The sequence below is a fragment of the Amycolatopsis sp. Hca4 genome (assembly GCF_013364075.1).
GTDB lineage: Bacteria > Actinomycetota > Actinomycetes > Mycobacteriales > Pseudonocardiaceae > Amycolatopsis.
On record NZ_CP054925.1, the window covers coordinates 10,720,419 to 10,733,239 of the forward strand.

Genomic DNA, 12,821 nt, shown 5'->3' on the forward strand with positions numbered 1-12,821 from the left:
GTCAGCGCACCGAGTTCACCCGGCTGATCGTTTCCTGGAGCTGGGCGGCCAGCTCGCGCAGAGGGCGGTGCGTGAGCTGTGTCTCTGCCGAGCTGTGCCCCGGCACGGGACCAGGCGTCGCGTACACCTGATCTTCACCCGGAAGTGGCTGCCCGGGACAGACCTCGGAGCCCGGCCGGATGCCGTTCAGCAGGTATCCGTTGACGGCGTTCTCGACACACGAGTCTCCGGTCAGCGCGTACTGGCCGTGGAAAGGCGAGTCGTCCACGGACACCAGGCTCGCGCCCGGCGCCTTCCGGACAGCACCTGCGCCTTGTTCGTAGCCGGTCTGCGGGTCGAATTCACCTTGCACCACCAGCACCTTCGCCGCGGCGGATGTCGGAAGATCCGGCAAGGCCTCCCGAGGGTGCTGCGACCACGGGCCGCAGACCTCGTACAAACCGTATGCCCACCCGTCCAGCGGATAGCGCGGGCCCTGGTGATCGCTGAGCCGCCGGTACCACAGCGTGGATTCGGTCGGCTGGTCGTTGCACGCGACGGAGAACCGGGTACCGGGCAGCGTTGTGAAGTCACTGCGCAGGAAGGAGCCGAAGAATTCGGCAGTGACGTCCCGGTAGGACATGTGGAGGTTGCGCTGTGCGTACGCCTCCAGTTGGGCCCGGAGGTCCGCGGACACCGGCGTGAGCGAACCCCCTCGCAGCTCCTTGGCCGCCGCGAGGATCAGGATCGTGTCGGAGTACCAGAAGCTGGGGTTGCCGGCGCCGACGAACGCCTGGTCGAAGTCGTCTCCGGAAAAGCCCAGCCCCTTGTAGTGCGCCCGCACCTCCTCCCACGTCTTCGCCGCCGCCTCCTTCGTGGGCCCGACCAGCTGAGGCCATTGCCGGGCCAGCCACGGCAGGAACAGGTCGTCCAGCCAGCGCTGGTCGGCGACGGGAAAGAAGGAGAAGGCGTCGGCCAGCCGGCCCTGCCAGTCGGTGCTGGAGTCGAGCACCATCTTTCCGGCGCTGCCGGGGAACATCGAGGCGTACTTCGCGCCGAGCCAGGTGCCGTAGGAGTAGCCGAGGTAGTTCAGCGTGGATTCACCGAGCAGCAGCCGGACGAGTTCCACGTCGTGCGCTGTCTGCCACGTGGTGATGTACGGCGCCAGGGGATTCGCCTCGCACGCGTTCGCGATCGCCTGCGGGATCCGCTGGTGTTCGGCGATGTTCGCCGGCGATCTGTCGCGCGCGTCCAGATCCGTTCGCTGGGGTAGCTGGTCGGCCGGTACGTGGCAGAGGTAGGGCTGCAGGCCCTCCTCGGCCGAGCCGGCCACGCCGGTGCCGCGCGGATCCATCCCGATGATGTCGTAGACCTCGTTGACCGCGGGCTCCAGGGCCGCGATCTGGCCGGCGACCGGTGTTCCCTGGGCGCCGGGACCACCGGGATTCGTCAGGAGGACACCGGTGCGCTTCCCGGTCGCCTTCACCCGGCTGATGCCGATCCTCAGTTCGTCCCCGGCCCGTGGGTGAGCCCAGTCGCGCGGCACTCTCACCAGTGCGCATTCGGCCGGCTTGGCCCCGGCGACCGGAGCGAACCCGCAGGTGCCCCAGCTCAGCTCCTGGGTGCCGTACCCGTCGAACGGGCTCCTGCCGGCAGCGGCCGTACCCGTGAGCTGGGTGGCGAGGATGCCTGCCGCGGCGATGACGACGATCCCTTTTCCTACCCGCAAGACAATTCCTCCGCAAATGTGCGTCGCTTCACCGTCGAGCCCCGTTGTCAGGCCGTGATACGCGGGGTGGTCATCGGGTTCCCGTTGGCACTCTGGTCTGCGGGCACTTCTTTCTGGATGTTCTGCCAGTGTTCGACGATCTTGCCCCGGTCGAGGCGGAAGATCTGGATGGCGATGACGGGAGTGGGCGCGATCCCGGTGATCCGGGCGTGCACGACGACTTCGTTGCCTTCGCTCATGACCAAGCCGGGTTCGTAGGAAAAGCCGGCGGGCAGGTTGCGTACCGCGGTGCGCAGGGCCGCGGTTCCGTTGGCCGCGAAGGGGGCGTGCTCGACGTAGGGATCGCGCCAGTAGCGGTCGATCGCGGTGAGGTCCCGGTGGCCGTAGAGCCGGTCGAGAGCCTTGATGACGACCCGTTCGTTGTCCTGGCGCGGGTGCTGCGCGGGTGGCGGGGAGGAGATCATCGAGTTGCCGCTCACGGTTTCGGACGCGGGCACTTCGTCCTGGATGATGTCCCAGTGCTCGACGATCCTGCCCCGGTCGAGCCGGAAGACGTCCATGATGATCTTGGTGGTGTCGCCCAGCCCGGTGACCCGGGCGTCGACGGTCACGAAGTCTCCGTCGGCGAGGGTCTGGAACACGTCGTAGTGCAAGTTGGGCAGGCCGGTGATCGCCGCTTTGACCCCGGCAAATCCGTTGGCGATGTCGGGATTGTGCTGGATGTAGGGCTCGCGGTAGTAGCGGTCGACGGCAGTGAGGTCGTGTTTGTTGAGCAGCTCGTCCACGGCCGCCAGTGCCACTCGCTTGTTCAGCCTTTCCTTGGCCGTCAGCCGGTCCGCTGAGTGGGTGAGCGTCGCGGCCCCGGCCGGAGCCGGCAATACGGTGAGGGTCAGCGCGAGCGCAGCGGCGACTGTGATGCTTCGTTTCACATTCATGAAAGACCCCTGATCAGGTGGTTGAACCTTCACTCAGGACCGTACCAGCAAACACTTGAACATTAAAATGTCGGTCCGGGCAAGGTGCCGGGAACAATCGGGAACGTGGTCGAGCGGTCAGTCGCGCTGAGCGAGGGCGTTACCGGGGTCCAGTCGATCGAGGATCCGGCCGAGGGACTCGCTGAGCGGACCGACGTGGGCGGGATCGATCGCGTCGATCACCAGTTCCCGCACGTCGCGCCGGTGGAGCGGAGCCGTTTCGGCCACGAGCTCCCAACCCTCGTCCGTCAGCGTGGCCAGCACGACCCGGCCGCTGTCGGGCGACTGGGACCGTTCGACGTAGCCGCGTCGCTCCAGCCTCGTCACCATGTGCGACATGCGCGACGGCGTGGCGTTCGTGCGCGCCGCCAGGTTCGACATCGACATCGTCCGGCCGGGAGCCTCCGACAGCCGGGAAAGGGCCACGTACTCGAAGTGGCTGAGACCGGCCGAGCGCAGCAGCCGGGCGTCCAGCTCGCCGATGAGCAACGTCGACACCGCCGCAAGCCGGGTCCACATGCGCATTTCGGCTTGATCGAGCGGCGGCACGTCCATCGGCCCAATCTAATGGCAGGCCCGCGGCCGGCAGCGGCAGAGGTCGGCGTGGGCCGTGGATCCGCCACTCAGTGCTCGCCGCGCGAGCCGAGGAGGGCGCGCTGGTGCTCGGTGATGTCGATGAGCCGGTGCCTGAACCGCTGGTACTCGTCCGTCCCCAAGCGTTCGGCGTGGCGCCGCTGGATGGTGGCCATGATCTCGTCCGCCGTCCGCATCTGGGTGAGCCCGCGCTCGGTGGGGCAGACGAGCTTCGCACGGCGGTCGCTCTGGTCAGGCCGCCGCTCGATGTACCCCAGGCCCTCCAGCTCGTCGAGGAGAATGCCGATGTTCTGCTTGTGCTGGCCCGAGAGCTTCGACAGGTCAGTCGCCCTGACACCGTCCGGGTCGAGGTAGGCCAGCACGGCGCCGTGGCGGGGCTTCAGGTCGGCGAAGCCCCGCTCGGCCAGCGTCGAGAACAGCTCGCGCTGCACCGCGAACAGCAACCGGCCCGCGAGCACGCCCAGGTCGGGGTTCGTCGCGTTCCGCTCCGCGCGGGTGGTCATCCGCCGCTCCGGGCGAGCGTCTCGCGGATCCAGCCGGTGATTTCCGCCCAGACCGGGTGGCCGGGGTGGACGACGTCGAAGTGGGTGCCGCCCTCGACCTCCAGGTAGCGGGCCGTGCCGCCCTCGGCGGTCACCTTCTCCGCGTAGCGGCGGCTCCACTCGGCGGGCACGGCTTCGTCGGCGGTGCCGTGGACGGCGAGCACCGGGACGCCGGGGCCGGCCAGCTCCAGCGGTGACGTCCAGGCGTGGTGCCCGGCGGCCAGCAGCGGCACGATCCCGCCGCCGACGGCGTCGGCCACCGCGGGCCACACCTCGGGCCGGGCCGGTTCGGGCGCGTCCTTCGGCGGCTCGGCGTCCGGGTCGGCGAGCACCTTCCCGAAGCCCGCCGCGTCCGCGGCACGCAGGTCGAGCGCGCCGGCCAGCTCGACCAGGCCGACCGGGGTGATCTTCGGGTGGGCGCCGGGTGCTTCGGGCGGGAGCGCGCCGCGGTGGGCGGCCCAGGTGGCCAGGTGCCCGCCGGCGGAGTGGCCGAGGAGGACCACGCGGGTGGTGTCGAGGGCGGGGTCCAGGCCGTCGAGGGCGTCGATCGCCGCGGCGACGTCGAGGAAGGTGCCCGGCCAGCCACCACCGGGCTCGCCGATCCGGCGGTACTCGACGTTCCACACCGCGTAGCCGCGCCCGACGAGGTCGTCGACGACGTCGGTGATCTGGCGGCGGTCCCACATGGCGGTCCAGTAGCCGCCGTGGAGGACGGCGACGACGGGGAACGGGCCGTCGCCTTCGGGCAGGTACAGCTCACCGACCTGCGAGGGCTCGGGGCCGTAGGCGACGGTCCGGACCCGCCGGGTGCCGTCTTCGGCGTCGTCGTACCGCACGCCGCGCTCGGCGCCGACCAGGCCGCCGATGGTGGCGAAGAAAGCCCCGATCGCGGGCAGGTTGGCGCCCTTGGCCTTCGACTCGTCCCAGGCGGCGTCGTCGGTCCACTCGACGAAGTCCAGCCAGGTCCGCTCGTCGAGGCGGACCAGGCGCGCGGCGAGGAAGCCGCGCCGGTCCTCCCGGAACGCGGCCACCATGCCCGGGCGCGCGGCCAGCATCGCCTCGGTGTTCTCCGGTGCCACGGTGAACGTGGTCAGCTCGATGACCGACATTAATAACTCCTCGGGTCGCGCGGTCCGCCAGGTAGTACCCGCTTATGATAGTCATAAATCATGACTAAAATCGACGCTGTGGCGGCTGGCTCGCTGCGGTTCGGCGTGTCCCTCAGCCCGGCCCTCGACATCGCCTCCGCTCGCGCCTTAGCCGCCGAAGAAGGAGGCTTGGACACGGGACGCCGAAGTCCGCGCCGACCGAACAGGTCGAGACCTTGATCGATTGCCTGAGGTGAGTGGCCTCCACGGCGGCCATGGCTGGCGCCCCCGGTGAATCGGTGCGTCATGCTTGGTGCAGGTCCGCGGCCGAGCGTCGACGACGGCTTCAGGTTGTCGTTAGCTCGAAGGCAATGCCTTTCAGCTTGAGCAGTGCCGCAATGCGGTTTTGAGCATCCACTGGCATCGCGATCGCGAGGAGACGTCGCGCTCGTGTGGCGGCGACGTAGAGCACGCGCAAGTTCTCCGCGATGCCCGTTGGGTGCTCACCAGTTGTCCACGCGTTCACCAGGCTGTCGGTGCGGGTGTCTGATGGCACAATCACGAGCACGGCGTCTTCTTCTTCACCCTTCATTTGATGGACGACGCTCGCTCGAACCGGGGTGACTGAGCCGGACGACAGGAGCCCGCTTGCAGCTCGTGGAGTCTTGTTCTTGAGATCGCCGGTGGCGCTCAAACGACCGCTCTGATCGAGTCGTGTCATGCCCGGCTGTGGTGGCAACAGCTTGAGGTGGTCGTTGGCCTTCCGGCACCAGTCGGCGAATGTGCAATGGTCCACGTCGGGAAGAGCTACGGCCAGTTGCCCTGCTAGCTGGCGAAGGCGCCAGACGTCGATGCCGATGCTGTCGCAGATTGCCTCGACCGAACGATCGCCGGTGTCGGCTTCGGCGTACCAATAGCGGAGGAGCGCTCGCTGGAGGATGTCGTTGGCCACGTGCTGGCGCGACGCATTCTTGTGATCGGACCTGGCGATCGCCGTCGCCCAGGCCACTCGTGCCGCGTAGTTGGCCGGAGGCTGCGACGCGGACGCACCTGCCGCCGCAGGTAAGGCCGTTCCGGCGTGTGCCAACGCTACCCGGTTCTGCTGGGTGATTCCCATCCTGTCGGCGTGCTTGTTGAAAACGGCGAGCGCTTCGTCCGGTTGCGAGCCGTCGGTTCCAATGAGCAGAATGCCGGCTGGTTCGTCGTGGTGTGTTCCGACGGCAACGTCAGGTGGTCTCGCGGCGGCTGCGGGACGAAGGGTGGCTGCCAGACCGCAGATGGCAGGACTGCTACGCCAGTTTCCCTGCAGGTCGACCCGCTCACCGAGCGACTCTCCAAACGCGCGGATGCTAGCGGGCTGAGCCCCGCGGAACTCGTAGATCGCCTGGTCCGGGTCGCACACGAAGACAAGGGGGATACCAGCGTCATGCAGCTGGCCGAGGATGGCGAGGTCGTGCGCCGAACAGTCTTGAGCCTCGTCGACGATGACTTCGCGAAATCTGCCGGACAACATGCCGATGCCCGCGTCGTGCTTCCGTCGCAATGTTTGTAGGGCGAGGATACGGATTTCATGACCTGTTACATAACCTTCGTCAACCAGGGTCTTTCTCTTGCGTACGGCCGCGGTCCCTGCGGCGTCAAGCATGCCTAGTCTCGACAGGGCGTTGTAGCTCTTGATCGCCCTCTTCTTTGGTTGAAGGCTAGCGGTGCACTGTGAAGCGTCGAGGTCGCGGCTCCAGTGGAAGTCATTCAGGAAGACTTTGTGCCGGTTCGGACCTGTTCCCACCTCGACGGCGGCATCGATGCGGTCCCAGGAGTCGATGCGGTGCCAGAGCCTGCCGTGCTTGAGGAACGGGCGAACGAGGTAACGCCAGAGGAACGTGTCGATGGTACCGACGTAGTTCGGGAAGGCGGCGAGCTCGGGTACGCCCGCTTGGTGGCAGCGGCGCGCCACTTCACTGCAGGCGACATTGGTGAAGGACAGGACGGCCCGACCGCAGGCTCCCCGCTCACCGGCCAGATGCCGCTCGACGATGACTCGGGTCTTCCCCGCACCCGGGCAGGCTTGAACATAGAGCGGCGCCGGGTGCCGAACTGCGTCCTGCTGTTGCCGGATTGCAACGGCTTGCAGCACGGTCAGTGCGGTCACGCTTGCGGCTCCGCGATCCAGGTGATGGCTGCGCTCAGATAGGCGGGCACGACGAAGTCGGTGTCCTGCATGCTCAGCTCTGCTACATCCTGTGCGAAGTCACCTTTCCGAAGGTTCTTATCCTCGAACTCCTCCTGGAACAGCTTGACGCGCTCTTCGATGTCCATGAGAGCTTTGATCTTGGTCCAGATCTCGGGGCCGACCCGACGTTTTTGCCGGTTGAAGGCCCGTTCCACGACAGTAAGGTTGGCGGCAGCTGCACGTAGCAGCTCGGGCTCCAGTGTAGGGTCCGCGACGAACACGCCGAGCCGGTCTTCGGCTCCCAGATTCCTGGCCAGTTCCTTCAGGTTGGATGCCCGGTCGTACGTCAGCCCGGGATCCTTGTCGGTGATCACCGCAACTCGCTCGGCGATGCGGCTGCCGCCTGCTTCGGTCAGCAGCACTCGGAGGTAGGGAGCGAAATCCACACCGTCGATCGCAACGATCGTCGTTCCGACAAAACGCGCCCAGGTCGCGCGCTCAAGGCTTGCCTCCGCAGCGTCGGCTGCTGAGAGTGAGGCTGGCCGGAACAGGGGGGAAGCGACGGGACGAGGCAGCACCCGTCGTGCAAAGACCGGCAGAAGCAGAGACTCGGCAACACCTTCGACCAGAACGACGCGGGGGCCGAACAACATGGCACTGCGCGTCGCATCGAGGTATCGCTTCACCTTCCCCTCGCCACCGTCAAGATCGATCTCGGCCAGAGCGATCGCTTTGGACTCGTAGCGGCTCCGAACGGCCGCTGGCTCCGTACTCCGGTCGACGTTCCCAGGGATGACCGCGATCTGCTCGGTGACCATCGGAAGCGGGTGGCGCTTGAGGACCACGAGATCACTGATCTCCGCCGAGGCGGCGATCAGTGGTGAATGCGTCGTGACGACCACCTGAATGCGCCCTGCGTAGCCGTTGGAGGCCGGCGCACTTGCCGATGCCTCGGCGGCATCACGCAGGTACTCGACGAGCAGGCTCTGCAGCTGAGGGTGCAGGTGCGCTTCGGGCTCCTCCACCAGGAAGACTGTCAAGTCGTGATCGCGCGCGGCGCGCAGCTCTGCGACGACGGTCGCGATGTACAAGAGGTTGGCATAGCCAAGCCCTGATCCACGGATGTCCCGAGGATCCAGGCCTTGATCGTTCATGCGGATGCGCAGTGAGCGCGCGATGGACAGCAGGTCGGGATCGGCGAAGGAGATGTCAGCGACCTGGGGACTTGCGCCCGCCGAAACGTCTGAAAGCGGGGCGCGAACGGCTTTTTCGACACCGTCGAGGATCACGCCGGTCTCGTCACGTGTTCGTAAGGCGTCCAGGTTCTTCTTGACGGCGCCGACGAAGTCTTCCACCGGGATGGCGTGATCGTTCAACAGGTAGTTCAAGATCACGCGCAGGCGGTTTCCCGAGCCGGAGTTCAACTCTCGTTGTGCGTCTCGAAGTGGCGGGAGGTAGACGTGTCGCAACCGTCCACGCGCTTCGGGCTCGGGATCGCGATCACTCGACCTGCGTTCGCCGGCGAACCAGGTCACTTTGCCGCGAGTTTCTGTCCCGATCGGGGGTGCGTAGGTGACTTGATATCGCACCGACGTCATGTCGTCCAGCGCTCCCTGGCCGTAGATGCCGAGCTGGTCTGGCGAGGTCAGTGCGAAGGTTGCGCTGAGCTCGACCTGACTGGTGCCAGGCATGCGCGCGACGTCATCGACGTCCCAGTATCGGTCACGACGTCCGTCGAGTGGGTCGGTCAGCAGCCGCACCGCGTCCAACAGGTTCGACTTGCCGCCGTTGTTCTCGCCGATCACCACCGTCAGGTGCTCGCGTATCGGTAAGAGAAGGTCCTTCAAGGACCGGAAACCTCGCACCTCGATCGAGGTCAAGCGCACTGTTGCCCCCTATGGTCGGCCATCTCCAGTAGCTCGAGGGCCCCCGGAGTGTCCATAGTTGATCAATTGCCGAAAGGGTCGCGCGTCGCCTACAGCTTGTTACGGAAGATGGGAAGAGTTCGCTCGATCGAGTGATCGTCCGGTGGCAGGGGTGCGATCGAGCCAACTACAACGCGATTGTTCGCTGTGGGCTGTTCGATCGTCACCGTATGTCTGACCGCGGCGTCGTTCGGTCAGAGTCAAGCGATGACGCGTGGCCCGGCACGGGCGCACTCCGTGGCTCGTTGGCGTGGTGATGCGAGGCGTGGGGATGACGCGTCCAGTGCGATTCCAGCCAAACTCTGCGGCAGCTTGTCTCCTGGCGGGCGACCTGGCGGAGTTAGAGATGTATCCGTCCTACCTGATACTTTCGACCGGTCTGGCTGGAGGTTTCTGATGTCTTTTCTTTTCGTGCTGCTCGTAGGGGTGGAGTTGGTGCTCGGCGACTCAGTGTGGACGGTCAGCGGCCCTTCCTCTGTCGACCGAGCTTATTCGGCACGTTTCGTTTTTCGCTTCGAGTTTGACCGGTTGCGGGCCGTCGAGAGGTATCCGCGTCAGGAGAAGAGTGGTACGCATCGAGGACTGATGTCGGTATCCGCCCTCGGCTGCTCACCTCGTATCCGTGATCGCGGGCCCACGAGCGAATATCGTGGGCGGCCGTGTATCCATCCGTCGTCTGAGGGGTGTTCTCGGTGCGGTCGGTGGTTTGGCCGACGGCAACTTTGAGGCGGCGGCCTCCGGTGCGCCTGGCGGCAGAGACGAACGGAGTCAAAACTGAGCGCAACGCGTTGGCGTTCGCGTTGGAGAGGTCGATCTCGTACGACACGCCGTCGAGTCCGAAGGGGACGGTCTGGTCGGCTCGGCTGCCGTCTGTGTCGTCGGATATCTCGATAGTGACTTTTTTCGCCATCGCTGGACCCTTTCGTTTGGAAGTCGCTTCTGTTGATCGATCGGTCGAATAGTAGCGTCCGCAACCCCGCGCTGCGTCGACGGGCCTGTGTGCTGACGAGGCATTTTGAGTTTCGCTGGAGTGCCTATTGACTGCTTTCGGGTTCGTCGGCATAGATGGCTATGTGCCATGGCGAACACTTCCCTGATTTGACTCGATTACTTGATGAGAAATTGGAGCATGTGATGGATATCGAACGTGACCATGGTTGCGCCGATGGTGGCGCTGTCGCTGCTGCGATCCGGGAGCTTGCGGCGGCGGTCCGCGCGACGGCGCCGGAGCCGCCGGCGGACCCGGATGCGCTGCTGACCGCGGAACAGGTCGGGGAACTGCTCCAGCTGTCGCCGAGGACGTTGAAGGACCAGGCCGCAGCCGGCGTGCTGCCGCATCACCGCTTCGGGAAGCACTACCGGTTCACCCGCGCCGATGTCGCCGAGATCGTGCGGCTCAGCACGGTGCCGGTGAAGCCGGCGCGGCGGCGGGTGTCCGTTGCGGACGTTGCCCAGGACTTCCGCGCCGCGTGAGGCGGGCGGAGTAACAGAGAAGAAGAGGAGCGAAGGATGGCCTACGGCCAGGAAAGCCCCGGCACGGGGGAGTGGCGTGCCCGGTACAAGCGTCCCGATGGGACGTGGGGGAGCAAGTCAGGATTTCCCACCGAGAAGGCGGCTCAGGATTGGGGGTTGGAGCAGGAGGCGCTGATCCGGCGGAACCTGTGGCTGGACCCGCGTGACGGCGAAACCCAGTTCGAGGACTTTGCCGAGGAGTGGCTCGGCGCGGTGGCTCCGCGGCTGGAGCTGAACACGGTCGCGAAATACCGGTCGTTCCTCGACCGCCAGCTGCTTCCCCAGTGGAAGGCGTGGCCGTTGATCGCGATCTTCAACGGGTACGTGGAGATCGAGCGGTGGCTCTCGGAGCTGCATGAGGACTACGCCGAGTCGTCGGTGTCGTCGTACTTTGCGTTGTTCTCCACCATCCTCAACGGAGCCGTGCGGGCCCGGATGATCCCGGCCAATCCGTGCAACGGCGTTCGCGTGTCCAAAGGCGAATTCGATGCCGACCGGTTGGTGGCTACGCCCGCGCAGGCGCTGAGAGCCGCGATGCGTCTCTACGAGCAGGGTCTCGGGACGTCGGGGTTCGTGCTCTGCCTGATGAACTTCTACACCGGTGCCCGATGGGGTGAACTCGTCGGGCAGCAGCGCCATGAGTATGACTCCGAGAAGCGCGGCATCGAGATCCGGATGCCGCTGAAGGAGGTTGCGGGGAAGGTCTACAAAGGGGGGCGAAGGAGTGATGATGATCACCAGATGGACAGCCGGAACCGGCCGCCGAACAGGCGGGGTAACTCCCGGCCCAAGAAGGGGCGAACCAAGACTCCTGCGGGAACTCGGTTCGTGGCGTTGCCGCCAGGGATCGCTGTGCTCTACGAGGAGCTGATGGACAGTCATCGGGAGCCGTTTGTGATGTGTACGCCGGAGGGGCATCCGTGGCGGCGGTCGAACTTCCGGATCCGGTTCTGGCGGCCGGCGTGGGACGGGGTCGAGCTCGACGATGCGGGGGCGGGGGAGCGGCGTCCGCCGATCCTGCCGACGTTCACCTTTCACGAAGGACGACACACGCACAGCACCTGGCTGACCGAAGACGGAATCCCGGAGGTCGCGCGACGCGCGCGGCTGGGGCAGAAGATGAAGGGTATCGCGCGAGTCTACGACCACGTGACGCCGGCGATGGTGAACCAGATCCTGGACGCTCTGGAGGAGCGCTGGCTACGGTCGCTGGCGTCGCTGTATCCGGGCGAACGGGCCAAGCTGGTGTCCTGGTTCCCGCACCTGCGATCCAGGCGGGCGGTCCCTGCGCTAGGGGCCATCGCCATTTCATCGCCATCTGACGACTGAAGCCCCGCCCCTCCGGGGAGGGACAGGGCTTCAGACCTGCGAAAACACGTGGTGCGCGATACTGGGATTGAACCAGTGACCTCTTCCGTGTCAGGGAAGCGCTCTCCCGCTGAGCTAATCGCGCGAGGTGGAGACGGGATTCGAACCCGTGTACACGGCTTTGCAGGCCGTTGCCTCGCCTCTCGGCCACTCCACCGCTACTAGGCCCGAGGGCCTACCGAGCGGATGACGGGATTCGAACCCGCGACCCTCACCTTGGCAAGGTGATGCGCTACCAGCTGCGCTACATCCGCACTCCTCAGCTCCGGGAACCCGAGTCCCCGTCGCCGTGGTGTGGGAAAACCATATCGGACCCCGGAAACGGCTCCGACACCGGGGTGTCACTGTGCCGTTGCAAGGCCGTCATCAGGCCAGATCGTGGGGGATGAGGTGGGTGAGCGCGTCGTCGACGTCGACCCACAGGTGCTCGTTGCCCGGGAGGACCACGTCGTACGTCCGGTCGAGGAAGTCGGCCAGCTCCTGGGCGGACGCCTCGAACATGGCGTGCCCGGACGGCGAGTTCAGCTCGATCAGGACCGCTTCGGGGTCCTCGACCGACGGGCGGATGCGGACGTCGCCGTCACCCGCGTCGGCCAGGAGGCCGTCCGCGAGGAGGTCACGTGCGTACACCCACTCGACCCAGCCGGCGCGGCCGGTGCGGAAGGCGGCGACGACCGCGTACGGGTCGCGTGTGTCGTAGCGCAGCTCCACCTTGACCGGAACCGCGGGAGTCCGCGGCGCCAGCAGGTCGAAGACCGCCGTCGAGCGGAGCGTCACGTGATCGTTGCGCATCGTCCTACCCTTCGTCTCCCTTCCCGGCCCGGCCCGGCCGAGGGCGTCACTGCTTGGACGCACCAGGAGGCCGATTCCGTCGCGGGTGCGCCGCAGATCACCCGTCCGGGCTCTTCGGCCCCCGTCTCCACCCCGTGACCACCCGCGG

At 66.4% G+C, this 12,821-nt stretch carries 11 protein-coding genes and 3 tRNA genes; 2 read left to right on the forward strand and 12 right to left on the reverse strand.

The genetic code is table 11. The features are described from left to right. Position 1: 1 nt before the first annotated feature. From HUT10_RS48630 to HUT10_RS48670, 8 genes are all read right to left on the reverse strand, one after another. On the reverse strand, positions 2 to 1,708 hold the full coding sequence (locus tag HUT10_RS48630) for an alpha/beta fold hydrolase (RefSeq protein WP_176177401.1): 1,707 nt from the start codon (positions 1,706 to 1,708) through the stop codon (positions 2 to 4). Between the two features lie 47 nt (positions 1,709 to 1,755). Beyond that, a complete protein-coding gene (locus HUT10_RS48635; protein WP_176177402.1) occupies positions 1,756 to 2,676 on the reverse strand; it encodes a nuclear transport factor 2 family protein in 921 nt (306 codons plus the stop codon). Positions 2,677 to 2,760: 84 nt separating this feature from the next. Further along, the gene (locus tag HUT10_RS48640; RefSeq protein WP_176177403.1) at positions 2,761 to 3,237 is read right to left on the reverse strand and encodes a MarR family winged helix-turn-helix transcriptional regulator; all 477 of its coding nucleotides are present in this window, start codon (positions 3,235 to 3,237) and stop codon (positions 2,761 to 2,763) included. Positions 3,238 to 3,305: 68 nt separating this feature from the next. Next, on the reverse strand, positions 3,306 to 3,779 hold the full coding sequence (locus tag HUT10_RS48645) for a MarR family winged helix-turn-helix transcriptional regulator (RefSeq protein ID WP_176177404.1): 474 nt from the start codon (positions 3,777 to 3,779) through the stop codon (positions 3,306 to 3,308). Beyond that, positions 3,776 to 4,927, reverse strand: a complete 1,152-nt coding sequence (locus HUT10_RS48650) for an alpha/beta hydrolase fold domain-containing protein (protein WP_254897392.1) — start codon at positions 4,925 to 4,927, stop codon at positions 3,776 to 3,778. Before HUT10_RS48650 ends, HUT10_RS48645 begins: the two co-directional genes overlap by 4 nt. A 325-nt stretch (positions 4,928 to 5,252) precedes the next feature. Then, positions 5,253 to 7,055 carry a UvrD-helicase domain-containing protein gene (locus tag HUT10_RS48660; protein ID WP_176177405.1) on the reverse strand — a complete coding sequence of 601 codons (1,803 nt, stop codon included), beginning with the start codon at positions 7,053 to 7,055 and terminating at the stop codon, positions 5,253 to 5,255. Then, the gene (locus HUT10_RS48665) at positions 7,052 to 8,962 is read right to left on the reverse strand and encodes an ATP-dependent endonuclease (RefSeq protein WP_303247025.1); all 1,911 of its coding nucleotides are present in this window, start codon (positions 8,960 to 8,962) and stop codon (positions 7,052 to 7,054) included. The genes HUT10_RS48660 and HUT10_RS48665 overlap by 4 nt, the downstream gene beginning before the upstream one ends. A gap of 499 nt (positions 8,963 to 9,461) precedes the next feature. After that, a complete protein-coding gene (locus HUT10_RS48670; RefSeq protein ID WP_176177407.1) occupies positions 9,462 to 9,911 on the reverse strand; it encodes an Lsr2 family protein in 450 nt (149 codons plus the stop codon). 221 nt (positions 9,912 to 10,132) lie between these two features. Here HUT10_RS48670 and HUT10_RS48675 point away from each other — a divergent pair, with 221 nt between their 5' ends. Together HUT10_RS48675 and HUT10_RS48680 are read left to right on the forward strand one after the other, a co-directional pair. Beyond that, the gene (locus HUT10_RS48675) at positions 10,133 to 10,474 is read left to right on the forward strand and encodes a helix-turn-helix domain-containing protein (RefSeq protein WP_254897535.1); all 342 of its coding nucleotides are present in this window, start codon (positions 10,133 to 10,135) and stop codon (positions 10,472 to 10,474) included. 36 nt (positions 10,475 to 10,510) lie between these two features. Beyond that, on the forward strand, positions 10,511 to 11,842 hold the full coding sequence (locus HUT10_RS48680) for a site-specific integrase (protein ID WP_254897393.1): 1,332 nt from the start codon (positions 10,511 to 10,513) through the stop codon (positions 11,840 to 11,842). Between the two features lie 49 nt (positions 11,843 to 11,891). Here HUT10_RS48680 and HUT10_RS48685 read toward each other — a convergent pair. The 4 genes from HUT10_RS48685 to HUT10_RS48700 form a co-directional block, all read right to left on the reverse strand. Next, positions 11,892 to 11,966 (reverse strand) — tRNA-Val (locus tag HUT10_RS48685). Position 11,967: 1 nt separating this feature from the next. Next, positions 11,968 to 12,038: transfer RNA gene (locus HUT10_RS48690), tRNA-Cys, on the reverse strand. A gap of 24 nt (positions 12,039 to 12,062) precedes the next feature. After that, positions 12,063 to 12,135: transfer RNA gene (locus HUT10_RS48695), tRNA-Gly, on the reverse strand. A gap of 112 nt (positions 12,136 to 12,247) precedes the next feature. Further along, on the reverse strand, positions 12,248 to 12,673 hold the full coding sequence (locus tag HUT10_RS48700; RefSeq protein ID WP_013227152.1) for an SsgA family sporulation/cell division regulator: 426 nt from the start codon (positions 12,671 to 12,673) through the stop codon (positions 12,248 to 12,250). Positions 12,674 to 12,821 lie beyond the last annotated feature (148 nt).

Coding starts and splice junctions, on each gene's coding strand:
- HUT10_RS48700 (WP_013227152.1), bottom strand. CDS start 12,673: ATGCGCAACGATCACGTGACGCTCCGCTCGACGGCGGTCTTCGACCTG.
- HUT10_RS48640 (WP_176177403.1), bottom strand. CDS start 3,237: ATGGACGTGCCGCCGCTCGATCAAGCCGAAATGCGCATGTGGACCCGG.
- HUT10_RS48650 (WP_254897392.1), bottom strand. CDS start 4,927: ATGTCGGTCATCGAGCTGACCACGTTCACCGTGGCACCGGAGAACACC.
- HUT10_RS48645 (WP_176177404.1), bottom strand. CDS start 3,779: ATGACCACCCGCGCGGAGCGGAACGCGACGAACCCCGACCTGGGCGTG.
- HUT10_RS48670 (WP_176177407.1), bottom strand. CDS start 9,911: ATGGCGAAAAAAGTCACTATCGAGATATCCGACGACACAGACGGCAGC.
- HUT10_RS48680 (WP_254897393.1), top strand. CDS start 10,511: ATGGCCTACGGCCAGGAAAGCCCCGGCACGGGGGAGTGGCGTGCCCGG.